The organism is Clostridium beijerinckii (genome assembly GCF_008705175.1).
GTDB classification, from domain to species: Bacteria; Bacillota; Clostridia; order Clostridiales; family Clostridiaceae; genus Clostridium; species Clostridium beijerinckii.
In genome coordinates this window covers 5,632,739-5,659,172 of sequence record NZ_CP043998.1, presented here as the reverse complement: position 1 = coordinate 5,659,172, position 26,434 = coordinate 5,632,739, and the positions used below count along the sequence as shown (strand labels likewise).

General features: G+C 31.3%; 28 protein-coding genes. 23 read left to right on the top strand and 5 right to left on the bottom strand.

Going from position 1 to position 26,434, the window contains the following annotated elements; all coding sequences use genetic code 11:
• Positions 1-177 precede the first annotated feature (177 nt).
• The 8 genes from rapZ to rlmD all read left to right on the top strand — a co-directional run bounded on the left by rapZ (position 178) and on the right by rlmD (position 12,631).
• The gene (gene rapZ / locus F3K33_RS24920) at positions 178-1,062 is read left to right on the top strand and encodes an RNase adapter RapZ (RefSeq protein WP_017212228.1); all 885 of its coding nucleotides are present in this window, start codon (positions 178-180) and stop codon (positions 1,060-1,062) included.
• Positions 1,059-2,411 carry a gluconeogenesis morphogenetic factor MgfK gene (locus F3K33_RS24915; RefSeq protein ID WP_012061007.1) on the top strand — a complete coding sequence of 451 codons (1,353 nt, stop codon included), beginning with the start codon at positions 1,059-1,061 and terminating at the stop codon, positions 2,409-2,411. Before rapZ ends, F3K33_RS24915 begins: the two co-directional genes overlap by 4 nt.
• A 42-nt stretch (positions 2,412-2,453) precedes the next feature.
• On the top strand, positions 2,454-3,401 hold the full coding sequence (whiA, locus tag F3K33_RS24910) for a DNA-binding protein WhiA (protein WP_017212227.1): 948 nt from the start codon (positions 2,454-2,456) through the stop codon (positions 3,399-3,401).
• A gap of 23 nt (positions 3,402-3,424) precedes the next feature.
• Positions 3,425-3,709: a Dabb family protein gene (locus F3K33_RS24905; protein WP_012061005.1), complete on the top strand. Its 285-nt coding sequence runs from the start codon at positions 3,425-3,427 to the stop codon at positions 3,707-3,709.
• A gap of 103 nt (positions 3,710-3,812) precedes the next feature.
• On the top strand, positions 3,813-7,388 hold the full coding sequence (locus tag F3K33_RS24900; protein ID WP_039773067.1) for a DNA polymerase III subunit alpha: 3,576 nt from the start codon (positions 3,813-3,815) through the stop codon (positions 7,386-7,388).
• Between the two features lie 456 nt (positions 7,389-7,844).
• On the top strand, positions 7,845-8,801 hold the full coding sequence (gene pfkA, locus F3K33_RS24895) for a 6-phosphofructokinase (RefSeq protein ID WP_012061003.1): 957 nt from the start codon (positions 7,845-7,847) through the stop codon (positions 8,799-8,801).
• 144 nt (positions 8,802-8,945) lie between these two features.
• Positions 8,946-10,367: a pyruvate kinase gene (gene pyk, locus F3K33_RS24890; RefSeq protein ID WP_017212224.1), complete on the top strand. Its 1,422-nt coding sequence runs from the start codon at positions 8,946-8,948 to the stop codon at positions 10,365-10,367.
• An 899-nt stretch (positions 10,368-11,266) separates the two neighbouring features.
• The gene (gene rlmD / locus F3K33_RS24885; RefSeq protein ID WP_039773066.1) at positions 11,267-12,631 is read left to right on the top strand and encodes a 23S rRNA (uracil(1939)-C(5))-methyltransferase RlmD; all 1,365 of its coding nucleotides are present in this window, start codon (positions 11,267-11,269) and stop codon (positions 12,629-12,631) included.
• A gap of 65 nt (positions 12,632-12,696) precedes the next feature.
• Here the strand turns inward: rlmD and F3K33_RS24880 are convergent, their stop codons facing one another.
• From F3K33_RS24880 to F3K33_RS24875, 3 genes are all read right to left on the bottom strand, one after another.
• Positions 12,697-13,854: a tyrosine-type recombinase/integrase gene (locus tag F3K33_RS24880; protein ID WP_039773065.1), complete on the bottom strand. Its 1,158-nt coding sequence runs from the start codon at positions 13,852-13,854 to the stop codon at positions 12,697-12,699.
• On the bottom strand, positions 13,838-14,014 hold the full coding sequence (locus tag F3K33_RS26575) for a hypothetical protein (RefSeq protein WP_023975313.1): 177 nt from the start codon (positions 14,012-14,014) through the stop codon (positions 13,838-13,840). Before F3K33_RS26575 ends, F3K33_RS24880 begins: the two co-directional genes overlap by 17 nt.
• 195 nt (positions 14,015-14,209) lie before the next feature.
• Positions 14,210-14,584, bottom strand: a complete 375-nt coding sequence (locus F3K33_RS24875; protein WP_039773064.1) for a helix-turn-helix domain-containing protein — start codon at positions 14,582-14,584, stop codon at positions 14,210-14,212.
• A gap of 252 nt (positions 14,585-14,836) precedes the next feature.
• Between F3K33_RS24875 and F3K33_RS24870 the strand changes: the two genes are divergently transcribed.
• From F3K33_RS24870 to F3K33_RS24835, 8 genes are all read left to right on the top strand, one after another.
• A complete protein-coding gene (locus F3K33_RS24870; protein ID WP_039773062.1) occupies positions 14,837-15,061 on the top strand; it encodes a helix-turn-helix transcriptional regulator in 225 nt (74 codons plus the stop codon).
• Between the two features lie 116 nt (positions 15,062-15,177).
• The gene (locus F3K33_RS24865; RefSeq protein ID WP_008423918.1) at positions 15,178-15,399 is read left to right on the top strand and encodes a helix-turn-helix domain-containing protein; all 222 of its coding nucleotides are present in this window, start codon (positions 15,178-15,180) and stop codon (positions 15,397-15,399) included.
• Between the two features lie 57 nt (positions 15,400-15,456).
• A complete protein-coding gene (locus tag F3K33_RS24860) occupies positions 15,457-15,648 on the top strand; it encodes a hypothetical protein (protein ID WP_039773059.1) in 192 nt (63 codons plus the stop codon).
• Between the two features lie 141 nt (positions 15,649-15,789).
• Positions 15,790-17,079, top strand: coding sequence for a putative phage replisome organizer (locus F3K33_RS24855; protein WP_039773057.1), 1,290 nt, complete (start codon positions 15,790-15,792; stop codon positions 17,077-17,079).
• A 49-nt stretch (positions 17,080-17,128) separates the two neighbouring features.
• On the top strand, positions 17,129-17,755 hold the full coding sequence (locus F3K33_RS24850) for an ATP-binding protein (protein ID WP_039773055.1): 627 nt from the start codon (positions 17,129-17,131) through the stop codon (positions 17,753-17,755).
• A gap of 112 nt (positions 17,756-17,867) precedes the next feature.
• Entirely contained in the window at positions 17,868-18,110 is a 243-nt protein-coding gene (locus F3K33_RS24845) for an AbrB/MazE/SpoVT family DNA-binding domain-containing protein (protein ID WP_039773053.1), read from the top strand.
• A 1-nt stretch (position 18,111) separates the two neighbouring features.
• Positions 18,112-18,504, top strand: a complete 393-nt coding sequence (locus F3K33_RS24840) for a hypothetical protein (protein ID WP_039773051.1) — start codon at positions 18,112-18,114, stop codon at positions 18,502-18,504.
• 74 nt (positions 18,505-18,578) lie between these two features.
• Positions 18,579-19,334, top strand: a complete 756-nt coding sequence (locus tag F3K33_RS24835) for a phage antirepressor KilAC domain-containing protein (RefSeq protein ID WP_039773049.1) — start codon at positions 18,579-18,581, stop codon at positions 19,332-19,334.
• Positions 19,335-19,413: 79 nt separating this feature from the next.
• On the opposite strand, the gene F3K33_RS24830 is transcribed toward F3K33_RS24835, so the two are convergent.
• Both F3K33_RS24830 and F3K33_RS24825 read right to left on the bottom strand, forming a co-directional pair.
• Complete coding sequence (locus F3K33_RS24830; RefSeq protein WP_009168791.1) at positions 19,414-19,632, bottom strand: DUF2922 domain-containing protein; 219 nt, start codon at positions 19,630-19,632, stop codon at positions 19,414-19,416.
• A 43-nt stretch (positions 19,633-19,675) separates the two neighbouring features.
• Positions 19,676-19,900, bottom strand: a complete 225-nt coding sequence (locus F3K33_RS24825) for a DUF1659 domain-containing protein (RefSeq protein WP_009168792.1) — start codon at positions 19,898-19,900, stop codon at positions 19,676-19,678.
• Between the two features lie 134 nt (positions 19,901-20,034).
• Between F3K33_RS24825 and F3K33_RS24820 the strand changes: the two genes are divergently transcribed.
• The 7 genes from F3K33_RS24820 (at position 20,035) to F3K33_RS24790 (ending at position 26,146) form a co-directional block, all read left to right on the top strand.
• Complete coding sequence (locus tag F3K33_RS24820) at positions 20,035-20,751, top strand: hypothetical protein (RefSeq protein WP_084670569.1); 717 nt, start codon at positions 20,035-20,037, stop codon at positions 20,749-20,751.
• Between the two features lie 70 nt (positions 20,752-20,821).
• Positions 20,822-21,007: a hypothetical protein gene (locus F3K33_RS24815; protein ID WP_039773045.1), complete on the top strand. Its 186-nt coding sequence runs from the start codon at positions 20,822-20,824 to the stop codon at positions 21,005-21,007.
• A 359-nt stretch (positions 21,008-21,366) separates the two neighbouring features.
• On the top strand, positions 21,367-21,699 hold the full coding sequence (locus F3K33_RS24810; RefSeq protein WP_051144882.1) for a WYL domain-containing protein: 333 nt from the start codon (positions 21,367-21,369) through the stop codon (positions 21,697-21,699).
• Positions 21,700-21,841: 142 nt separating this feature from the next.
• Positions 21,842-23,542 (top strand): AI-2E family transporter, encoded by a 1,701-nt coding sequence (locus tag F3K33_RS24805; protein ID WP_039773043.1) that lies wholly within the window; start codon positions 21,842-21,844, stop codon positions 23,540-23,542.
• 2 nt (positions 23,543-23,544) lie between these two features.
• The gene (locus F3K33_RS24800) at positions 23,545-23,910 is read left to right on the top strand and encodes a hypothetical protein (protein ID WP_039773041.1); all 366 of its coding nucleotides are present in this window, start codon (positions 23,545-23,547) and stop codon (positions 23,908-23,910) included.
• A gap of 2 nt (positions 23,911-23,912) precedes the next feature.
• Positions 23,913-25,046 (top strand): hypothetical protein, encoded by a 1,134-nt coding sequence (locus F3K33_RS24795; protein ID WP_051144880.1) that lies wholly within the window; start codon positions 23,913-23,915, stop codon positions 25,044-25,046.
• Positions 25,046-26,146 (top strand): AAA family ATPase, encoded by a 1,101-nt coding sequence (locus F3K33_RS24790; RefSeq protein ID WP_039773039.1) that lies wholly within the window; start codon positions 25,046-25,048, stop codon positions 26,144-26,146. Before F3K33_RS24795 ends, F3K33_RS24790 begins: the two co-directional genes overlap by 1 nt.
• Positions 26,147-26,434 lie beyond the last annotated feature (288 nt).

The window sequence follows — 26,434 nt, the reverse complement described above, 5'->3', positions numbered from 1 at the left end:
TTGAAGATGTTAAATATATCTGTAAATAAACACTAAATTATATAAAACTCAAGAGTTTAGAGACTTTTGGGTTTTTTATGATTTAATTATAATAGTGTGATATAATTTTGATGTTAAGGTAAATTAGAAGTAATAGTTGTGCCTAGAAGACGTCTTTGGCAAAAGGGAGTGTGTAGTATGAGATTTGTTATTGTTACAGGATTATCAGGAGCAGGAAAGACACAAGCAACAAGAACATTGGAGGATTTAGGATATTTTTGTGTTGATAACCTTCCACCAAAGTTAATCTCTAAGTTTGCAGAAGTATGCACGCAAAGTGGCGGAAATATTGAAAAAGTAGCATTAGTTATAGATATTAGAGGCGGAATTTTCTTTGAAGATTTTTTTGAAGCCCTAAATTACTTAAAGAAAAATGAATTTAAATACGAGATATTATTTCTAGAAGCAACTGATGAAGTGCTTATTAAGAGATTTAAGGAGACAAGGAGAAGCCATCCATTATCTCCAGATGGAAGAGTTTTGACTGGGATTACTCAGGAGAGAGAGAAATTAAGAGAAGTTAAAAATATAGCTGATATTATCATTGATACATCTAAATACGAAATAAGGCATTTAAGAGAAAAAATAAACAAGAATTATGGAGATCATACTTATCCTGAAAAGCAATTATCAATTACTGTATTAAGCTTTGGGTTTAAATATGGAATACCAGTGGATTCAGATTTGGTTTTTGATGTTAGATTTATACCAAATCCATTTTATATACCTGAATTAAAGCAGTATTCTGGTAATGATGAACCAGTTAAAGATTATGTCTTAAAACAAGAGGAGACTGTGAATTTTATAGAAAAGTTAGTAGATATGTTAAAATATTTAATACCTAATTATATAAAAGAAGGAAAGAGTCAATTAATTATATCTATAGGATGTACAGGCGGAAGACATCGTTCAGTCGCAATAGCAAATGAAGTTTATGAAAGATTAAATAAAGAAAACTATAATTCTAAAATAGAGCATAGAGATGTAGCTGAAGATCTTCATAAAGGAGAAAAGAAGCTATGAGGATAAAAGATTGGCTTAAGGCTGGAATTAAAGTGAAACGATGGCTAGCGTTTGGTATTTTCGGAATATTATTAATATCATTTGGATTTACAGAACTAGTTAACCATAGGGTTTACAATTTATATTACCAGGTTTTTTATGTGTTTTTAAATATTACAGGAATATTTGTTTTATATATATCAATTACTGAAACGATGAAATCAATAATTGCTTTAGTAAATAGAGGCTATATCAAAGTTTCTCTAGATAGCAGAAAAATTGAAAGTCTAATATATGAAAAAAGATTATTAGTAAAGGGTCCTAAGATAGTTGTAATTGGTGGAGGAACTGGTTTATCTACAATGCTTCGAGGGTTGAAGTACTATACATCAAATATAACTGCAATAGTTACGGTTGGAGATGATGGGGGCGGATCTGGAGATTTAAGAGAAGATTTAGGAATGTTGCCTCCTGGAGACATAAGAAACTGTATTTTGGCATTAGCTGATACGGAGCCAATAATGGAGGATTTACTTCAGTATAGATTTGCTGATGGAAGGTTAAAGAATCAAAGCTTTGGAAATTTATTCTTGGCAGCTATGGCTGGAATATCTGACAATTTTGAGGAAGCAGTTCAGAAAATGAGTTCCGTATTAGCTGTAACAGGTAAAGTTATACCTGTTACTTTGGATAATATGCAATTGGTTGCAAAACTACAAAATGGTAATATAGTAAAAGGTGAATCGCAAATTCCAGAAGAAGCTATTGAACAAAAATCTAGAATAGAAGAACTAAAAATAGTTCCTGAGAATGCAAAAGCTCTTCCAGAGGCATTAGAGGCTATAAAGGAAGCAGATGCTATAGTAATGGGGCCAGGTAGCTTATATACAAGTATAACTTCTAATTTGCTTGTTAAAGATATTGCAAAAGAAGTTAGGAAGAGTAGTGCTATCAAAATATACATTTCAAATATAATGACTCAACCTGGAGAGACTACAGGTTTTAAAGTGTCAGACCACTTAAAGGTTTTATTCAAATATGGTGGAAAAGATATTGTTGATTATGTAATTGCTAATACAGGAGAAATAACAGAGGAATTAAAAGAAAAATACCAAAAAGATGATGCGGAGCTTGTTAAATTAGATAGAGAAGACATTAATAGTCTAGGTGTAAAAATAGTTGGAGACGATTTAGTGAAAGTAAAAAATGGATTGATAAAGCACGATTCAGATAAGTTGGCAGAAATATTAGTAGATACAATAATGGAAAAGAAACTTTTATATGATAAGAAAAAGATAATTGAATATATGTATTTATCGCAACGTATTAAGGAAAGAGTCAGAGAAGAAAAAGGAAAAGTAATTGATTAATTATAAACTATAAGAAAATTTATAGATAAGGAAGGAAACAGAATGTCATTTTCATCTAAAGTTAAAGGAGAGATATGCAGATATATAGATATTTCGAAAGAAGAGGCGTTAGCAGAAATATCGGCTATTATGAAGGTTAGTGGTACATTAGCTTTTAGTGGAAGTGGACTTAGTTTTAAAATGACCACAGAAAACCCAGCTAGTGCTAGATTGATTTTTACACTTTTAAAGGATCACTTTAATATACATTCAAAGTTAATGGTGAAAAAGAGTAACTCCTTAAAGAAGAATAATATCTATATGGTAGTAATTTCTGAAGAAATGGGTGTTAGGGGACTATTAAGCGATACAGGAATACTCAAAGAAATTGATGGAATAATGAGCTTAGATTATAGAATAGAGGAGTATATTTTTAAAGATGAAGATATAAAAAGAGCATATATAAGAGGCGCATTTATCGGCGGAGGAAGCATAAGTAATCCAGAAAAAACTTATCATCTAGAATTTGTAACTCATAGTGAAGAATATGCAAAAGATTTATCGAATTTAATCAATACTTTCAGTTTAAATTCCAAGGTTATACAGAGAAAAAATAGTTTCATAGTATATATCAAAGAAGGAGAACAAATAGTAGATTTGCTTAATGTAATAGGAGCTCATTCATCGCTTTTAGAGATTGAAAATATAAGAATAATGAAGGAAATGAGAAATAATGTAAATAGACTTGTGAATTGTGAGACAGCGAATCTTTCTAAAACTGTAAATGCAGCTGTAAGGCAGGTTGAAAGCATAAAACTTATCCAATCACAGATTGGGCTGCAAAGATTGCCAGATAATTTAAGAGAAATTGCAGAGCTTAGATTGAATTATCCAGATGAATCTCTGAAGGAATTAGGAGAAATGCTAGATCCTCCAGTAGGAAAATCGGGAATAAATCATAGATTAAGAAAGATAGAAAAGATAGCAGAGGAATTACGAACAAGCAAATAATAAAATTAAAGGGAGAGGATATTATGTTTACACATATTGTATTATTTAAATTGAAAGAGCCAACAACAGAAAATTTGAAATTTGTAGAAAAGACTTTATTATCTATGAATGGAATGATCAAGGAATTAAAGCAGCTAGAAGTAGGGGTAGATGTAATAAAAAGTGATAGAAGTTATGATGTTGGAATTATAACAAGATTTGATAACAAGGAAGATTATTTATCTTATGACGTGAACGAATTTCATGTTGAAAAAGTTAAAAAGGTTATAGGGCCATATATGGAAGGCAGTAAAACTTTAGATTTCTAAATAACATATGGTTTAAGATTTATAGTTTAGTTAGAAAAATTCTAAAGAAACTGTAAATTTTAAACTATAAATTAACTGTTAATTTAAAGAGGAGGTGAGGATAATGGAAGAAAAACAATTTTGTCATTTACATTTGCATACAGAATATAGTTTACTTGATGGATCAGGAAAAATAGGAAAGCTCATGAAGAAGGCAAAAGAATTAGGCATGAAGAGTATTGCTATTACTGATCATGGAGTTTTATATGGGCTTGTAGATTTCTATAAGGCAGCAAAAGAAAATGATATAAAACCTATTTTAGGATGTGAAGTTTATGTCGTACCAAAGTCTAGACATATAAAGCAGCCAGACAAAGAGAATTCAACTTATCATTTGGTTTTATTAGTAAAGAATCAAATTGGATATGAAAATCTAATGAAAATAGTATCAGTTGCATCTATTGAAGGATTTTATTATAAGCCCAGAATAGATTATGAATATTTAAGAAAACATAGTGAAGGATTAATTGCTTTGAGTGCATGTTTAGGTGGTGAAGTACAATCTTACCATCTTAAAGGCAATTATGAAAAAGCAAAAGAGACAGCCTTAACATACAAAGAAATTTTTAATGGTGACTTTTATATTGAGTTACAAAATCATGGAATGGAAGAACAAAAGAGAGTAAATGAAGAAAATATAAAGTTATCTAATGAAACTGGTATACCACTAGTTGCTACTAATGATGTTCACTACATAAGCAAGGAAGATTCTAGATCACATGACGTACTAATGTGTATACAAACAGCTAAAACCATTGATGATCCTCATAGAAGAAGATATCCTTCAGATCAGTTTTATTTAAAATCAGCAGATGAAATGTGGGATATGTTTTCCTATATTCCTGAGGCTTTGGAGAATACCATTAAGATAGCCAATGAGTGTAGCTATGAATATAAGTTTCACGAATCTAAGCTTCCAAAATTTCCGCTAGAAGAAGGTCAAGATCCTTATGAATATCTTAGAGATACTTGCTATAAAGGTCTGATAGATAGATATAGTGTATTTGAAAATCTTAGAAATCAGAGTTTGGACTATAGTAAAATTGAAGAAGTAGTAGCAAATTATGAAGAAGCTAAAGAATATGTTGATAGATTAGAATATGAGCTTCAAGTAATAAAGCAAATGGGATATATTGACTACTTTTTAATTGTATGGGATTTTGTTAGATTTTCCTATGAAAGTGGAATACCTACAGGGCCAGGTAGAGGATCCGCAGCAGGTTCAATAGTTGCATATACGTTAGGAATTACAAAAATAGATCCGATTAAGTATAGTTTAATCTTTGAACGTTTCTTAAATCCAGAGAGAGTATCCATGCCAGATATAGATAGTGATTTTTGTTATGAAAGAAGACAAGAAGTCATTGATTATGTAGTTGAGAAGTACGGAGCAAGTAATGTTTCGCAGATAATAACGTTTGGTACAATGGCAGCTAGACTATGTATACGAGATGTTGGAAGAGCTATGAATTATAGTTATGCAGAGGTTGATAGAATAGCTAAGATGATACCAACAATGCTTGGAATAACTATAGAGAAGGCGTTAGACTTAAATCCAGAGCTTAAATTAGCCTATGATACAGATGAAAGAGTAAAGGCGTTAATAGATGTTTCAAAGGATTTAGAGGGACTTCCAAGGCATTCTTCTACTCATGCTGCTGGTGTTGTTATAGCATCAAAGCCATTAGTTGAATATGTTCCATTACAGAAGAATGAAGAAATGATAGTAACCCAATTTGGGATGACAACATTAGAAGAGCTTGGGCTACTTAAGATGGATTTCTTAGGACTTAGAACGTTAACGGTTATGAATGATGCTATTAATATGATTAGAGAAAATAGAAAGATAGATATTGATTTAGATAAAATAGATTTTGAAGACAAAGAAGTATATAAAATGATAGGGGAAGGTAAGACTGCTGGAGTGTTCCAGCTTGAATCGCCAGGAATGACTTCATTCATGAAGGAATTAAAACCTGATTCATTGGAAGATATTATTGCGGGAATATCGCTCTATAGGCCAGGGCCTATGGCTGAAATTCCTAGATACATAGAAGGAAAGAAAAATTCAGAAAAAGTTACGTATTTAACTAAAGAATTAGAGCCTATATTAGGTGTTACGTATGGATGTTTAGTATATCAGGAACAAGTAATGCAGGCTGTTAGAGATTTAGCTGGATACTCCATGGGACGTAGTGATATGGTTAGAAGAGCTATGTCAAAGAAAAAACATAAAGTCATGGAGGAAGAAAGAAAAAATTTCATTCATGGTATTGTTGAAAATGATGAAGTAATAGTACCAGGATGCGTGAGAAATGGAATTTCAGAGGAAATAGCTAATAAAATTTTCGATTCTATGATGGACTTTGCTTCGTATGCATTTAATAAATCCCATGCAGCGGCATATGCAGTTGTTGGATATCAAACAGCATATCTTATGAAGTACTATCCAGTAGAGATGATTGCAGCAATGCTTAATTCAATCATGGGAATCAGTGAAAAGGTAGCATACTATATCGGCATAGCAGAAGAACTTGGAATACAAGTTTTACCACCTAATATAAACGAAAGTTTTTCAAAATTCACTGTTAAAGAGAACAAGATTAGATTTGGATTAGCGGCTATAAAGAATGTTGGAACTAATGTTGTAGCAAGCATAGTGAAAGCAAGAGAAGAAAAGGGTAAATTTGAATCGTTAGTTGATTTTATAAATAAAATGGATCCATCATCAATAAATAAGCGTGCAGTTGAATGTTTAATAAAGGCTGGGGCTCTAGATGATTTTGATGTTTTTAGATCTAAGATGTTAGCTGTTCATGAAAAATTAATTGATAATATATCTAGTGATAAGAGAAGAAATATTGATGGGCAAATAAGCTTATTTGCAAGTGAAGAATTAAAGAATCCAGAAGTAAACTATCCTAATATTAAGGAATTTACTAAGCGTAATTTATTAGCTATGGAAAAGGAGATGACGGGACTTTATATTACTGGGCATCCCCTAGATGACTATGCTCAAAGTCTGAAAATGCAGACAACAAATGAGATTTCTAAAATATTTTTAGTACAGGAAACCTTAGATGATTCTCTAGAGAGCGATATGGGTGAAATTAATATGTTTAACAGGCAGGATGCCTTACAAGATAATGATAGAGTAATCCTTGGAGGAATACTTGCTAGTGTTAATCAGAAGGTAACAAGAAATAATTCTATAATGGCATTCCTAAAACTTGAAGACTTAACTGGAACGATTGAAGTAATAGTGTTCCCTAAAACTTTGGAGAAAGTAAAAGAATTATGCGTAACAGATAGTTTGGTAATAGTTAAAGGAAGATTAAGTTTGAAAGAAGATGAACCACCAAAACTTATTTGTGAAAGTATAGAACCTTTAGAGAAGGTCAATACTTCAAAAGTATATTTAAGAGTCGATGATAAGGTGGCAGCTACTGTCTTAAGTAAAAAATTAAAAGAATTATTGATAAAGGAATATATTGGAGATACGCCTATTTATATATTTGAGAGCAAAGGAAAACAAAAGTTTAGGGTGCCAAGAGATAGATGGATTTCCCTAGATAGTGATGTTATGAATTTATTGAGACAAACTTTAGGAGATGAGAATGTTAAAGTATTAGATTCATAATTAGAAACGAGATGTGATTAAAAATTTAGTAAATATACAAATGAAAAATATTACAAAAATTAATATCACAAAAATTATATTATTTTATATAAATTTATCGATTATTGGTTATAATAGAGAAGACAAATTACGTTCATTGTTTTATAACACTAAAACTATTATAAAAATGCAGTTACTATCCTTGTTATAAATGAAGATAGCTTATATGAAAAAATATGATATTTAGCGGTGTATAGTCATAAATTCAGTAAAATAATTTTCAAATTATTTGTATTGTGAAATTTTTCATAAAATTTAGACATTTATTTTAGAATAATATCAGAAAATGGTTAAATATCATTGATAATTGGTTCAAATTTATGTACAATAATTCTTGATTAATAAATTATGGTTATATTATGTACACAAGGGTCATTTAAGGTCCCTTTGCGGTATTTTAAGGAGGAAATATATATTATGAAAAAGATAGCTGTGTTAACAAGTGGTGGAGATGCACCAGGCATGAATGCTGCAATTAGAGCAGTAGTAAGAACTGCGCTTCATAACGGAATTGAAGTTATGGGAGTACAAAGAGGTTATAGTGGACTTATTAATGGAGAATTATTCAGCATGGATAGAAATTCAGTATCTGATATAATCCAAAGAGGTGGAACAATTTTAAGAACTGCTAGATGTCCTGAATTCAAGAATGAAGAAGTAAGAAAAAAGGCTGCAAAAATATTACAAGCTTATGGTGTTGAAGCTCTAGTAGTTATAGGTGGAGACGGTTCATTTATGGGTGCAAAATTATTATCAAAGCTTGGAATTAAAACAATAGGTTTACCAGGAACAATTGATAATGATTTAGCTTACACAGACTTCACTTTAGGGTTTGATACAGCCTTAAATACCGTTGTAGATGCTATAAATAAAATTAGAGATACTTCAACTTCACATGAAAGAGTTTCAATTGTAGAAGTTATGGGTAGAGACTGCGGAGATTTATCTTTATATGCAGGTATCTGCGGAGGCGCAGAAGCAATTATAATTCCTGAAATGGAATTTGATAAAGATGCACTTTGTAGAACTATCTTAGAAGGTAAAAATAAAGGAAAAATGCATAATCTAATAATGCTTGCAGAAGGAATTGGAGGAGCATTTGAACTTGCAAAGTACGTTGAAGAAGTAACTGGAATTGAAACAAGAGCAACAATCTTAGGTCATATTCAAAGAGGAGGAAGTCCTACTGCTACAGATAGAGTTTTAGCTTCAAGAATGGGAGCAAAGGCTATAGAAGTATTATTAAAAGGTGGAACTTCAAGAGTAATAGGAATTAGAGATAATAAAATAATAGACCAAGATATAGATGAAGCTCTTGATATGGAAAGCAAATTTGATAAAGAACTTTATGATATTGCTCAAGTATTATCATAATAATTTAGCTTATAGTTTATTTATATAAATTTTATAAATAAGGTACAATCAAAAAATAATGAATCAACATGCTTGCTTATTTTGCATATTTGTAACATTATTTTATTTTATGTGCCTAATCGAAGAAAGAGGAGTGTTAGTTTAATGAGAAAAACTAAAATGATTTGTACTATTGGCCCTGCAAGTGAAGATATGGAAATATTAGAGAAGGTTGTTCTTTCAGGAATGAATGCTTCAAGACATAACTTTTCACATGGAGACCATGAAGAACACGGTGGAAGAATTAAGAAAGTTAAAGAACTATCAAAGAAGTTAAATAGAGAAATTGCAATAATTCTTGATACAAAAGGACCAGAAATAAGAACTGGTAAATTTGAACCAAAGAAAGTTGAATTAGCTAAGGGTTCTGAATTTACAGTATATGCTGGAGATATGGATGTAGTTGGTGATACTACTAAATGTTCAGTTACATATGCAGGACTAGCAAATGATGTTAAACCAGGAAATACAATTTTAATAGATGATGGTTTAGTAGGATTAACTGTTAAATCTGTTGAAGGTAACGCTATTAAGTGTGAAGTTCAAAACACTGGATTCGTTGGAACTCATAAAGGAGTTAACGTACCAGGAGTATCAATCCAATTACCAGCTCTTACTGAAAAAGATAAATCAGATTTAATCTTCGGTTGTGAAGTTGGAGTTACTATGATAGCTGCTTCATTCATAAGAAAAGCATCTGATGTAAAGACTATCAGAGAAATACTTGATGCAAATGGTGGAGAAAGAATCCTTATCTGTTCAAAGATAGAAAACCAAGAAGGTGTTGATAACTTAGATGAAATCTTAGAAGCTTCAGACCTTATAATGGTAGCTAGAGGAGATCTTGGTGTTGAAATTCCAATAGAACAAGTTCCAGCAGTTCAAAAGATGATCATCAAAAAATGTAAAGCAGCTGGTAAACCAGTTGTAACTGCAACTCAAATGTTAGATTCTATGATGAGAAATCCAAGACCAACAAGAGCAGAAGTTTCAGACGTTGCTAATGCTATCTTAGATGGTACTGATGCAATCATGTTATCAGGAGAAAGTGCTAATGGAGATTATCCAGTAGAAGCTGTAGCTACAATGGCTAAGATTGCTGAAGAAACTGAAAAATCTTTAGAATATAAAGTAGCAGTTTCTCAAGCTAAAACACATATTCCAGCTATAGCAGGAGTTATTTCAAGAGCAGCTAGTAATGCAGCTAATGAATTAGAAGCAGCAGCAGTAATTACTTCAACTCAAACTGGTGCAACTGCTAAGAGAATTTCTCAATGTAGACCAGAATGCCCAATTATAGCTGTTACTCCAGATCCAATAGTTGCTAGACAATTAGCATTCTCATGGGGAGTATATCCAGTAGTTGCTGATAAAATGGAATCTACTGATGAAATGTTAGAAAGATCAGTTGAAATAGCTAAAAATAATGAATTTGTTAAATCAGGAGATATAGTTGTATTAGCAGCTGGAGTTCCTGTAGACCAAGTTGGTGCAACAAATCTTTTAAAGATTAGCGAAGTAAAATAATATTTGAAACATAATTTTTTAATATATATAAAGGGACTTTGGTAGGAATCTTACCAAAGTCCTTTTTTATTCTTTAGGAATTTATATTCAAGTAAAATCTGTGGATAACATAAAAAAGGTTGATTAAATAGTTTTGGTATTTTAAAAAGAATAAAAAAAGAAATCTTATTCGCCTGCATAAAATGTTCTTATATGCAGCAGAGCTGCTATTTCTGATGTGCAGATTTTTCTCACATGCGTTCGAAAAGGCAGATGCGTGAAAAAAATCTACACATATGAAAAGAGTGCGAAGCACAATGCGGAACTTAACCACAGTCGCCTGCGATTTTTTAAAATGGAAGGTTTTAAATAATCGTTAAACATAAAATACTATATACGTGCACTCAAGATAATAAGTATGTAATCAAATTTTAAAGAATATATAAAGTTAACAAAAAATTAACATTTAAAAATATGATATTTAATATATAATGTATATTATTGCTCTAAAAGAGAAATAATAATTTAATGATTATGGAATTAAATGGCAACTGATTCTGTATTAGCACCGCAAGGTGCTCTTTTTTTATTTTAGGAAAATTATATGATTTAATGGCACTAAGAGGTTGATTAAATTGAGATATCATAATTATCATTAATTATTTATTACCTGACAAAACAAATTCTAGCATGAGCAAATTATTTGATTTTTATGGGGAATTATTCAAATGTTAAATCTAAATATAATATTCATTATAAATGAGAATTTAATAGTTTAGGGTTTGTTCTTAATCGTATATAAGAATTTATAAATATCTTAAATAAATGAATAAGATATGATAAAATGTAGAAAGTATTTTTAAATATTAATTTGAAAATTATAGTTAAGAAATGATACTAACAATGAAGGATGTGTACATGTGTTAGAGAGAAATAAAGAGTATATTGTAAAAATAGATTCCTTAGGATATGAAGGTGAGGGTGTTGCAAAGATAGATGGATATCCAATATTTATACCAGGAGCTTTAATAGGGGAAACTGTAAAGACAGAAATAATCAAGAATAAAAAGAATTATTCTTATGGAAAGCTTATAGATATAGTAGAGAAATGTGACGAAAGAATTGTGCCTCAATGTGGGTATTATGAAAAATGCGGCGGTTGTACTCTAATGCATTCTAATTACGATTCACAATTAAAATTTAAATACAATAGAGTTAAGGATTGCATAGAAAGAATTGGTGGATTATCGGGGGATATAGTTAAAAGTACTATAGGGATGAAATTTCCTTACAGATATAGAAATAAAGGAATATATTCAATTGCATTGACAGACAATGAACTTTCAATGGGCTTTTTTAGTGAAAAAACACATGAAGTAGTTGATATGGATAAGTGTCTAATTCAAGATGAAGAAACTGATAAAATCATAAAAATAATAAGAAATTGGATGAAAAAGTATTCTATATTACCTGCTAGGAAAGATAATTTGTTTTTTAGTGAAGGACTAATTAGAAATGTAATGGTGAGAAAGGGTTTTAAAACTAATGAGGTTATGGTAATTTTGATTACTACCGATAAGGAAATTCCTAAGAAAGAAGAACTGATAAAGGATATTAGGTTAGAGGTTAAAAATTTAAAGGGAATAATTCAGAATATAAATACTAAAAATAATAGTTTAGTTCTCGGTGACAAGTGTATAACTTTGTGGGGGCAGGATTATATATCTGATTATATAGGTAAATATAAATTTAATATTTCGCCATTATCTTTCTTTCAAATAAATCCTATTCAAACAGAAGTACTTTATAATAAAGCTTTGGAATATGCAGATTTAAGCGGAAACGAGATTGTTTTTGATGCATATTGCGGTGCTGGTACAATAACATTATTCTTATCTCAGAATGCAAGAAAAGTCTATGGAGTTGAAATAGTAAAACAGGCGATAGATAATGCAGTAGATAATGCAGAAATAAATGGAATAGACAACTCGAAATTTTATGTGGGAAAATCTGAAGAAGTGATTCCAGAGTTAATAAAAAATGGAATCAAACCTGACATAATAGTTGTGGATCCCCCAAGAAAGGGATGTGATATCAATTTGCTAAATGCGATAGGAGAAGCTAAGCCTAAAAGAGTAGTGTATGTATCATGTGATCCTAGCACTTTAGCAAGAGATTTAAAACATTTAGAAGGGTTGGGATTTAAAACAATAGAAGTACAGCCTGTAGACATGTTTCCAAATACTAAACATGTGGAAACTGTCGCGTTACTAACTAAGAGATAGAGCCATTCTTTAAAATAATATAAGCTCAAAGACTTCCGACTTCCGACATTCTTCCGACGGGAGATTTAGTTGGTCGGAAGTTGCATGCTTATTATATTTTCAAAAATATTAACGCTGTTATTTGACATTTTGTTAGTAACATGAGAATAGACATCCATTGTAATTGAAGAGGTGCTATGACCAAGTCTTTCCTGAATATCTTTTATATTTGCGCCAGCTTCTAATAGCATAGTCGCATGAGTATGTCTTAATGAGTGGAATTTAAATTGGATATTTAATTCATAATTTACAACTCTACTTAAATATTTAATGCTGTTTGTAGTTAATAGATCACCATTTTCTTTTAAACAAACAAAATCATAATCATGTTTAGTGTAATATTCGCCATAGCGTAACCTATTTGTCTTTTGATCTATATGAAATCTTTTTAAAAGAGAAGTTAAAGTATCACCGATTTTGATGGTCCTATAACTGCTATAGGTTTTAGGTGTACCGAACACCCATTTATTAAATTCATTCAAGTATAATACTTTTTCAACTTTAATAGTTTTAGCTTCAAGATCTATGCAATCCCAAGTTAGAGACATAACCTCTCCAACCCTCATTCCAGTATGAAATCCTATTTGAAGAGGGATATGCATGTTGTTACCATAAGGAAATCTTTTTAATATAGTATTGAATTGCTCAAGTGTTATTATTTTTAGATCGTCCTGCTTGTTATTTAATTTATTATATTTAGGTGTTTTAACAAACAACATAGGATTTTCTTTTATTAATTGATATGGATATACTGCACTTTTAAAAGCTCCACTTAGTACTCCATATAAATTACTTAAGTAGTTTTTACTAAAACCATTTCTATATTTTAGATTGATTAATTCTTGTAGTTTTGCAGGAGTAATTTTTTTTAATTGATATATTCCTATTTGAGGTTTTATATGATTATTAATTAATCTTTTATAACCTTTTTGAGTATTAGGTTTACAATTAAGCAAAACATACTCTTTAAACCAATAGTCAAAATAGTCACTAACGCTAATATTACTTTCATCTATATAACTGCCTGCATTTTCAAATTCAATGATTGCCTTTCTTAGCGATTCTAGTGCTTCTTTTTTTGTAGATCCTCCTGCACGTTCAATCTTTTTTCTTTTTCCATTCTCCTTTCCTACTTCAAAACTATAGTACCATTTGTTACCTTTCTTTCTAACGCTTCCTTCCATGTTTTAACACCTCCACGTTAGCTATTGTTTCGCAATTTGCATTATTTATACTTGATAACTCTTCATCATTCTTATGTATGAAATTCTCATTTTCGCCTATATCCCTTTTATAAACGATTTCATTATTGAGTTTTATCTTCAAAATATATTTCCACAACATTAAAATCTCCCCCTAACATAAAGCGAACCCTTGTTCTAAGGAAAATTATAACATTATGTAAAATTAATTTCAATATTTTGGAATATTTTTTTGGTTTTTTAGGAGAAGGCATAAATATTTAATATATTAAACTCAAAAATAGTATAAAAAACAAATAAAAAACTATAGATAGTTTCTACAGTTTTTCTTTGTACTTTATTTCTTTTTAGAGTTTTCAATTAGTTTGTTCACATCTAAACCCACGGCATCTAACTGCTTAATTATGTTTTGAACCTCTTCAGCAGTTAGTTCATGAGGAAATCCTTTATCGATTTCAATTTCTATAGTTTGATTATGCAATGTCCCAGAGTATACTTTTGAAAGTTTATCATCAGTTCGGCCTAGAAGATAATCAGTGCTGCAGTCAAAATAGTCAGCAATTTTAATTAATACATCATCCTTAGGAAATCTATTTCCCTTTTCCCAATTAGTTACTGTTGCAGGTTCCACGCTCATAATTTTAGCAAAGTCTTTACCTAATAACCCTTTCTCTTCACGAAGTTCTTTAAGCCTAATAGGAAATTTACTCATATTATCACCCCCCTATACACTATATGCAATTCACTAACCTATATTATAAACTATTTGCTAATTAATAAACATCAAATTAACTAAAAGAAAAAATAAATTTTATTAAATTAAGTAAAACATGTTGAAATTATCTAAATGCTAATTTATAATGTAACTAAATTATCTAAATGATAATCGGTGGAAAATAATTATCATAATGAAAATTTAATCGATAGCCAATTAAGATTAAATAATTAAAAAGGAGAATGAGGTATGTATAGTAAATTAAAAGGCCTTATGGTAGAAAAAAGAATTACTCAACAGGAATTAGCTGAAAAACTTAAAATAACTGGAAGTGCTTTAAATTACAAAATAAATGGTAAATCTGATTTTAGTGTAACAGAGGCTAAATTTATTTCGAAATTTTTTGGGAAAACAATAGAAGAACTATTTATTATTGATGAATTTAACAATATGAAAACTGATAGAAACGCTTAATATTAAGTAGAAAATTATAGATACGATCTTTTTGTTAAGTGGGAGTGAAATAGCACTTGTAATGTGAAGTAAATTTGTGAGGGATGAATTATTGAGATGAGAATAGGGGGATAAGGATGGAGCCAGTTTTATATACTGTGTCTGAAGCAGCAGAGTTATTAAAAGTTAATAGAAATTCTGTGTATGATCTATTAAGGAATAATGTGATACGAGGATTAAAGCTTGGAAGTCTAAAGATAACCAGAACAGAATTAATGAAGTTTCTAGAAGAGAGCAATGGAAAGGATTTATCTAACTTAGAAGATATTAAAGAATTAACTTTTGATAGAAATGAATAACAGAATAAATTCGTTTTTATGGATATAGTTAACGATTTTAGAAAGAGGGGATTTAGATTGATTAGAAAATTTGAAGGATTAACAGCTAATGACTTAATAGAAATATTAAAGAATTATCAAAGGGATACAAAAGTATGCATCCAAATGCTAGGAGAAAGCTTTCCGGCTAAGCAACTTGAAGAGTGTATTTATTATGACTTTGAAAAGGGGAAAAGGGGAAAGGCACATAAGGGAATTCTAATAAAATAAGGTATTACTAAATGAGGGAAGAAGGGTGAATTTTAAAATCTTAAAATGTTACGTATATGTTTGTAATTCAATTGGAATAAATCCATCCTGGGATGGACTTGAAAGATTTAGAAAATTTTATTTATGGGAGCGTGAAAAATAATGGCAGATATTAAATGGATTAAATTAGCTACTTGTATGCCTGATGATGAAAAAATGAAATTAATAGATGCAATGAAAGAAAGGGATACAATCCATTATGTGTGGATAAGAATACTTTTACTAGGTGGAAAGCTTAATGCTAATGGTGAAATATTTTTATCAGAGGGAAAGCCTCTTACTGCAAATATGTTAGCTATATTATTTTCCAGACCAATAGATGCCATTAAACTTGCATTAAGAGTTCTATCTAAATTTGGAATGATTGAAATAGCTCCTGATAAAGTAATTAGAATTGTAAACTGGGACAAGTATCAAAATATAGAAGGAATGGAAAAAGTTCGTGAACAAAATAGAAAAAGAGCTGAGAATCATAGAGAAAAGAAAAAATGGGAGAAGAAGGTTAGTAAAAGTGATGTTCAAGAAAGTTATGAAAGTGAAGCTTCAGAAGAAAGCATAGATCTAAATGAAAATGAGGAATTAGAAGAAGCTAGAGATTTAAAAGAAAAGAAAAATTCAAAAGATAATGATATCTCAGAAGAGAATAAAGCTCTTGATAAAAATGAACCATTAGAGAATTTAGAAACGAGGGAAGAAGCTTATGCAAATACTGATACTGATGAAGCAGCTAGTGATATAAGTTCGGAAATTGCTAATAATAATGAAGATATCAGCAATAGCATTATAGAAACTGCTGATAATAACTGTATTGTTACTAAAAATACTAGTAACGTTACGCAAAATAAAAGTAACGTTACAGTAACGCAACAGAATAAGAAAGAGATAGAGAATAAGAAAAAGAATAAGAAAAAAGAGATAGATAAAGATAAAAATATAGAGAGTAAAAAGAATACTTGTGATGAAGATGTAAGTCAGTCAAGTCTCTTTGAGCAACATAATAATACTAAAAGTGAATCTGTAGCAGAGGATGATATAAATCTTAAAGCAATTGAGCTTATGCAGTATCATGAAAAAATAACAGGAAAACCAGGAGGGTGCGATTATGTTGCACTTAGATCAGCTATTGATATCCATGGAGAAAAGTTGGTTAAGATGGCTATGGATGTTGGTTTTGAGAAAAATTGTCCTGACATAAAGTATGCAATTGGAGTGCTAAAAAACTGGAGGAGAGATGGGTATCCAGAAGATCATATGGAGGTAAAGAAAAATGGGTTTAGAAGTACTGGAAAGAGTAACACAGCAGATAAAAATGAATTTGCAGGATTCAAGCCAAAGGAACCACGAAAACTTACAGAAGCTGAAAGAAAGAGGATTGAAGCAAACCTCATATAGGTGTAACAAATGCTGCGATACCGGATGGATACTTATTAAGCAGGAACACATGCAGCCTCTTGCTGTAGCTTGTGAATGCAGGAAAATAGAAAAGCTAAAAAGTGAGTGGAAGTATTCAGGAATCAATGTTGAACAAAGTAAACTTACTTTTTCTAGTTTTGTAGTGTGGAATCAGGCGTCCCAAAGGATGAAGGATACTGCTGCAGCTTATTGTACTGATTTTGATGAAATTAGAAACAATAGGCGCAATAGCATTTTATTATGCGGTCAGGTTGGTAGCGGTAAAACGCACTGCAGTATTGCTGTTGCATTAAACTTTTTAAAACAAAGGATTAAAGTAGTGTACATGCCTTATCGTGATGTGATCACAAAGATAAAACAAAACATGATTGATGAAGAATATTATACTAGGACAATTTCAAAGTATCAATTATGCGAGGTCCTTTTGATTGACGACCTCTTTAAAGGAAAGGTCAATGAAACCGACGTGAATATTATGTTTGAAATCATTAATTATAGGTATCTTAATTTCCTACCTATTATAGTCAGCAGCGAATTTTCTATTGATAGATTATTAGCTTTTGATGAGGGGGTTTCTTCAAGAATATATGAAATGTCAAAAGATTATGTGGTAGAAATTGAGAAGGATATTAGGAATAATTATAGGCTTAAGTAAATTTACAATGCACACTGCACAATTCACAATAAACAATTACAGAGTAAATTTCGCATGAAAATGAATTTTTTGAGAATTAAACAAAGCTAAATTATGAAGGGAAGTTGTTTAAATGAAAGCATCGGGGATAGTAAGAAATCTTGATAACTTGGGAAGGGTTGTAATACCAAAGGAAATAAGAAAAGTGTTAGGTATTAATGAAGGGGATCCAATCGAAATAACTAAGGTTAATAATGATATAGTTTTGAGGAAATACAGTAAGGGATGTATATTTTGTGGAAGTGATAAAGATGTAAGTGAATTTAATAATGTACTTGTTTGTAGTGGCTGCAGAAAGACTTTAGGACAGAATTAGAATGAACAGGCCGAAAGAGTTACCTAACCGCTTGGAATGCGCATATTGCAAGAGGAATTATAAGCATGGTGGAGAATGTCAGGGAAAAAGCACGAACAGAAATGAAGATGGATGTCTTTATTTTAGTATGAATGAAAAAGGTTGTATAAGAAATTTAGATCAAAATATACCTTTCAATTTATATAGTGATATTCCACCAGTTGGTATGTGGAGAGATGGATGGACAATATATAATCAAGATACAAAAATCAGAATAAATAAGATATATGCTTTAAGCTGGAATGAAAGAAAGGGTTTATTGTATGTCAAATGCAATTTTGATTATTTTATTAATGAGTTCAGTGAAGATTATAAAAAAGAAGCTAATAAGCCAAATCTAAAGATTATAAAATAAGTTAATATGGAATGAATATTTTATATTATTGAAGTATTAAAAAGATAAAATTCTTAGGAAAGGGGATAAGTAAAATGGGAGGTTTACTAATTTTCAAAGATGAAAGATTTGGAGAAATAAGATGGTTAAAAATTAATAATAAAGATTATGCCGTTGGGATTGATATAGCAAAAGCTTTAGGGTATAAAAAGCCTAATGATGCAATTTCAAGACATTGTAGGGGGTCCGTGAAACACGGAGTAGGGGTAGTTACCGGAAAGAGAAGAGACGGAACTGATTCTATCCAAAATGTAGAAATGAGTGTAATTCCTGAAGGAGATATATATCGCTTAGCCGCTAAATCTGAATTACCTGGAGCAGAAAGGTTTGAAGCATGGATTTTTGATGAGGTATTGCCTAGCATACGAAAAACTGGAATGTATGCTACAGATGAACTATTAGATAATCCAGATTTACTTATTGCTGCAGCTACAAAATTAAAGGAAGAGAAAAAAGCAAGGGTTGAAGCCGAAAATAAAGTAAAGTTATTAGAGCCTAAAGGACAATTTTATGATGATGTTGCAGGCTCCAAAGACAGTATCGAAATGGGATATGTTGCAAAGGTTCTTGGAATTAAGGGGATGGGAAGAAATAGACTATTTTCATTATTAAGAGAAAAGAAAGTCTTGGATAAAAATAATATTCCTTATCAACAGTTTGTAGATTCTGGTTATTTTCGCATATTGGAACAAAAGTATACTGTACCTAGTGGAGAAACTAAAATTAATATAAAAACCATGGTATTTCAGAAGGGTATAGATTTCATAGGAAGAAAGATTAGAGAGCCATGAATCAAATTACTTAATGAAGAAAATACAAAAAAATAGAAGCTTATCATATAAAGACAAGCTTCTATAATGTTACTCAAAACTAAGCTACATCAAATTTAGTAACTTGTCGTTGAGTAACTTGAGCACCAGATTTCTTAACTAAATCACCAGAATTAGTTTTGAAAACATTTTTAGCAATCACAGTATCCATAAGTGCGTTAACCTCATCTTTGGTAAGAGTAGGTTTAACTCCAGAAACACTTAAAGTACTTTTTTCACCAGCTACAGTTAAAAAAGTCATAGATAAAGAATATTCCATTTAATTTACCTCCAATCTTTAAAATTTACCTAAAAATAAGATCCTAAGCATTTGCTAAACTAGAAGATTCGTTGATAAAGTAATCTCTAGTGTTAGCTTCCATAACACCTTTAATTGCATCTGCAACAGCATATACATTATCAGGTGTAGCATCTGTTTTTATACCTGAGAAAGTTTTTTTGGTATAAATTGGGTCGCCAGCTTTATCTAGAGCTTTTTGAACCTCGATACTAAGAGAAACTGAGTCGATAGTTTTAGTTACAGCCATAGTTTTAACCTCCTTCATTTTGTTTTCATAAATGATATATGGATAAATGCTTAACATTACATAAATAGATAAAATTTATTTGTTTTTTATGAACAAAAGAACTAAAACAGATTAAAAATATTGAAAGGATGAATATGAAAAGTGAATGTTTCATCGAAGGACAAATTAGTATATTTGATTTACCTAATATAGAAGTTATAAAACCTAAGAAAATTATTATTAAAGAAGAAACTAAAGAAGTGGATAAGTTTTATGCAATCACTAAATTATATTCACAAAGTTGTAGCGGAATAGTTAAGACACTGAGTGGCGCATTGTTAGTTGAATTAGACGATAAAACTTTGTATTTTAATGCAAGTGGCATAAATGAGTTTAGTCTACCTAAAGATGTGGGAATCATGCCTGGAGAAGAAATACTTATTGTGAATAGTGATAAGAAAATAAATGAAAAACAAAAACAAAAGTTAGAAGCTCTTAAGCCTAAGCAATATATAAAAAGAAAAGGTGATGCTAATTTAATAATACCTGGAGAAAAAACTGTAGTGATAAATCCTAAGGGATGGATATTAGAGTATAATCAAAAGCCAAGTTATCATTCAAATGAACTCATTAATACGGAATTTAATCTTGAAATTGATGAGATGGATGATAAAAAGAATGAAATAGAGGTTGAAACGAATGATATAGAATTTAAGATTGACGATGAGGTTAATATTGAATATCAGGGCATAAAGACCGTTGGAAAGGTAGTTAGGATATATAATAATGGAGAAACCGTGAATGTGAAATGGGATGGAAAACAAACAGCTTTTTATTATAAGAATGTAAGTAAGATAAATAATCCTAAATAAATGATTTCGGTTGATTAAGCTTGTATAAATTAGGCAATTATTAAGATAGAAAGAATTTAGGAGGATTTTTATGGTTGATATAATAAATTATTTATATAATATGGTTCTATTTCTATTATGGGGATGTTTATTTATTTCAGTAGCAGTAGTTGGTTACATAATAGGGATAATAAAATATGCTAAAAAATTTATAGTTCTTAATCAAGAATTAGAGAAAATAAAATTTAATAATATGGTCAATAAAGAAAATATTTAGGTGATTTATAATGTAGCAGCATAAACAAGTGTTGCTACATTTATTTTTTTGTAGAAGTAGATAATTATTCCATATATAAAAAAATTGAATTATAATGGGTTATATAGTCTAAAAAAATACTGATAAAATTTTATTCTTATAAAATTTTATTCTTATAATGTATTATAACTGACAAATTGTCCAAGAGTATAGCTAGTAAATTATAAGATTTCAAATTAAGAAGAAACTCTCCACCATATAGGGGCTGTCGTTGAGTTAAATATGCTTCGTTTGCATAAAAGAGGTGAGTGTGCTTTGGAAGACAATAATATAGCGCTAGTAAGAGAAAAAGTTACAGCAACACGGCGGATAATTTAGAAGTGATTCTAACAAAGTTAGGCTTAATACAAAAACAATTAGACAGAATTACTAATTTAGCAGGTACAAAACAACATTTTAATACTCCATATAAGGACAAGTTTAATGATGGAGAGTTTAGAAAAAGAGTTCAATTTATGTATTTTGGTGAATTACAAAGAGTTACTTTTGAATTTAGTGGGTCATCTCTTGAAGCGGTATTGGATAGGGGTCCAACGGCTGAAATCATCAGTGATAAAGATGGAGTGTATAAAATTTTCGCAGAAGTTTATGGCAATGGTATACAAATGTGGCTCAGAAGTCAAGGAGATTGGATTAAAAATATAGATTTATAGGTTGATAATTATGTGATCAAATTAATAGAAATAAGGTTTTATAGAAATATTATATGGGACAGGCGCGTGTCCTAGTGTTTGAGTATAATAAAACATAATTATACAGAGATGAAAAAACTTATGCTGAAAGGATAGATATATTATGGCAAAGGAAAATGCTTTTCTTGATGAAAACCAATGGCTTAGTGAGGTTGTAGCAGACTCTTTTGACTTTGATGAGTTGGAAGAGAAACTCCAAAGCCAATTAGAAGAAGAACTTGCTGATTTGAAATTCTTGGAGGATGAAAAAGAAAAAATAGGAAATCCGGACAATCTTGGAAATGTCATTATGGATGTTGTTTGGGAACAGTTCTTAAATCAGGTTGCTGTCACTGCTGGTGAAGATTTTATTAAGGAAAATAAGGGGCTCCACCTTGATTTGAGGAATGAAGCACATATTCAGACAACAGAAAATTTTGCAAACGGTAATATCGCAACACATAATACAAAAATTGATTATCAAGAACGTTACGATGATTGGCAGTCCAATTTCGTAAAAGACGAAAATGGAAATGTTGTAACTCACACAACCAGACCTGGAAAAAAGGAAGCTACATTGGTTAAAGGTGCAAGAAAACCATTTGATGATGGTCGACCAAGTGGTTCTGCCGAGAAACACACAGATATGGATCACACTGTATCAGCAGCAGAAATTATCCGAGATCCGGCGGCTAACGCTCACATGACAAAAGAGGAACAAATCGCCTTTGCTAATAGTGAGGCAAATCTTAACGAAATGGATTTGAGCCTTAATCGTTCAAAGGGCGACAAGTCAACAACCGAATGGCTTGATAATCCAAACGCTAATGGTCAAAAGCCAAATGAGATATTTGATATCAGTGATAAAGATGATAAAAAAATGCGTAAGAAAGATGCTGAAGCTCGTGAAGAATACGAAAAGCAGAAAAAAGAAGCTGAGAAGAAATCCATTGAAGCGGGAAAACAGTCCCAAAAGAAAGAAGCGTTTCGTATTGGAGGGAAAGCACTCAGAGCGGTGCTTATGCAGTTACTTGCTGATTTGGTTAAGGAAATTATCGCTAAGTTAGTTAAGTGGTTTAAGTCTGCTAAAAAGGGCCTAGATACCCTTCTAGATAGCTTAAAAGAAGCTATTCATTCATTCATCAGTAAAATGAAAACACACATGATTAATGCAGGAAATACTGTGTTTAGTACTGTTGCAACAGCGATTATAGGTCCTATTTTTGGAACCATAAAAAAAGTATGGATGTTGTTAAAGCAAGGTTGGAAATCACTTAAAGATGCCGTCAATTATATAAAGAGGCCGGAGAACAAAGGTAAACCTATTGGTCGTCTCCTTCTCGAAACAGGTAAAATAATTATTGCAGGATTAACTGGAGCTGGAGCATTAGTGATTGGCGAAGTTATCGAAAAAGGGCTGATGACAATTCCTATATTTACTATTGAAATACCTTTAATTGGTAGCCTTGCAAATATTCTAGGCATTTTTTTGGGTGCTGTAGTCGCAGGAATTATAGGTGCTATTGCAATAAATCTTATTGAAAAAAGAATTGAAAAGAGTCAAAAATCAGAAAATGTTGAGGCTCAAGTCAATAAGGGCAATGAGGTTTTAAACCTTCAACATCAAATTCGTATTGTAAGCGAAGTAAAGTTTAAACACAATAAAGCAAATGCAGCGAATAAGATAAAAGAACGTCATGTAGCAGCGGGCAACATGATGAGTGAATCGTTAGAAAATATTGCAGCAAACTGTAAGGAAGATGAGTCTATCCAGACAACACTTGATGATATTGATAGGTTGTTAAATGAATTGGAGGATGAGTGATTATGAAAAAAACATTAGGAATAATTGGAATTGGTTTGATAGCCGGAGCCGTTGTTTATGTACTTTTGAATAAAACAAAGAAACCAAAGGATGATGTTACCGCAGCACATAAAAAAGATTCTGATGATATTTCATCGGGTAACAGCGTCTCAATAATAAATTCCAATAATGTTTACGGCGGCAGTGATGAATTCGGCAATGTTAAGTCTTCAACTATAAGTACTATGTCTACCAGACATGAAGAAGCTTCTAAAATTATGAAAAATTCGGTTGGAATTATTTGTAAGAGAAGTGAAGTTTCTAAAAATGAGAATCGTGATTTGGAGCAAATTTCCGATGAATTAGATGAATTACTAGGTGAGGTATAAAGATGAGCGAATTAGAGATAAAAACCCATGATTTTGATGTTGCAAAGAAAGGCTTAAAAGAATTCTCAGAACAAACAACAACGGATTTGGATTTGAAAAAAGTAGATACATCTAAAGACGTTGGTGAGTGGTTCGGTGAATGGTTAAAAGGTGGTGGCATTGGTACTGACCATAAAGTAACTGGAGCTGAATTAAATGAATTAACGAGTCAAGTTCAAAAACATTTGATAGACATTAATACCATGCACAGAAGGTTTATCCAAGAATTTGGGCAGGTATATAGTGCGTTAGAAGCATTAGATAAAGATTATATTCAAGCTATTTTGATATCCATAAAAGCTACTGAGGAAACCAGCAAGCGTATTGAAGCTACGCAAGAACAGATAAAAAAGATTGTCGATGACCAAAAGAAAACGCTTGAAGTTCTAAAAAAATTCAAGCAGAAATTGGACAACTATGCCCATCTTGGTGACATCGATCAGATGTGGAATGATTGCCAGAAATGGTATAAGGAGATAACAACGTTTTCAGATTCGATTAGTAACGCAACATCCACTGGTAATGCAAATGCAAAGAAAATTGATGGGTTAAAAGCGGCATTAAAAACTACAGATGACAAGATTGCGGATTTTGGAAAGTGCCTAAATCAGCAGATTGCCCAGATTGAATCCGTCTTTGCGTTTACTTGTGAACTAGAAAAAATAATTCATTTACATGACATAGATGAAATGTGGGAGTCTTTATCTAATGCTCATAGTTCATTGATGAACATCTGTAATGATTTAAATTCTATTAGGGGTGCTGTAACCAAGCAACAATCTGATATTAAAATTCTTTTGAAGTTTATGGACACGTTGTCTGGTTACGAGCATTTGCAGGATATCGATGAAATTTGGAGGAAGACAGAGGTACATTCTAATCAATTATTCAAATTAGAAAAACAGAGCGAAGAGACAAACAATATTATTCAGAATAATAAGAAACTCATTGATGTGGCCATTGCAGATGCGGTAGAAAAAAACGATACAACGGTTCAGATGTTGACTAAAAAAATCAAGTATGCGTATTTACTTGCGAGCGGTACGCTTGGTCTTGCTTTAATTGAATTGGTTATTATACTTTTGAAGGTAATATGATGGATAAATACAAGAGTGCGTTAATAAATAATGCTTCAAAATTAGATGCCATTACGGATTCATGTGGCGAGATTACAAAACTTGCAGCCTCAATCATCGAGGATGATAGCAAGGCGGCTACGGTATATCTCCTAAAAAAAATATCTGAAGTGGTGGATAATCAAAATTATAAGATTGAAATAAAACGTATAGCACAGTTGTTGAATTCAAATTTAATTGAATATTATGGCTATACAGCATTACAAAATGTCTGCAAACCAGATACAAAAACACCAGAGGATACAAGAACATTAGAAGAATTACTGGATGAGCTGAATGCTCTTGTTGGTTTAGAAACCGTCAAAGCAAAGGTCAATGATTTGATTGCTTACCAAAAGGTTCAGAAGTTACGTATAGAGAATAATCTGCACTCTTCAAAGAACACTTTACATCTGGCTTTCACTGGGAACCCCGGCACAGGAAAGACTACCGTTGCACGTATTGTTGGCTATATATATAATCAGATAGGATTGCTTTCCAAAGGTCATTTTGTTGAGGTTTCAAGAACAGACTTAATAGCTGGCTATCAAGGGCAAACCGCGCTTAAAGTAAAGAGTGTAATTGAAAAAGCCAAGGGCGGTGTTCTGTTTATTGATGAGGCTTATAGTATTACGGAAAATGACCATAGTGATTCATACGGTCGAGAATGTCTTACTGAATTAACAAAAGCGTTGGAAGATTATCGTGATGATCTGGTTGTCATTGTAGCTGGATACACAGAACCTATGGAAAAATTTTTTGAATCTAATCCGGGGTTGAAATCTCGATTCAACACTTTTATTGAGTTTCCTGATTATGCGGTAGAGGAATTGGAAAAAATACTTATCTCGCTGTGTGATAATAATGATTATGTTCTTGATGAGAATGCACTTATTGTCATTCGTGGTTTTTTGGAAGAAAGCATTTCTAAAAAGGATAAGAACTTTGCCAACGGCCGATTAGTAAGAAATCTTTATGATGATTTGGTGATGAATCATGCAAGGAGAGTTGTTAATATCAAAAATCCAACGAAGGATGATTTGTCTACAATAATTAGTGATGATTTTAAGGCTCTGCAATAAGCGTGGATATGTTTCCACGAACACAAGAAATAGCAGTGGATATGTTCCCATAAACGAGAGTTAGCAGGTGACAGACTTCTTATCACCTCGAGCCATCCAGTATGGGGAAATATATCAATACAATTTAATGATATTAAAATGAATAATAATATTGTAAATTTGCTAAATTGCATCAAAACTGTAGTCTTTAGACAATAAAATACTCAATAGACGTAGCTAGGGGTGATGCTTTAGCTAAGTTGAATAAGGAAGTAATAGACAAGCTTGTGCTATTATTTTCAATATTTC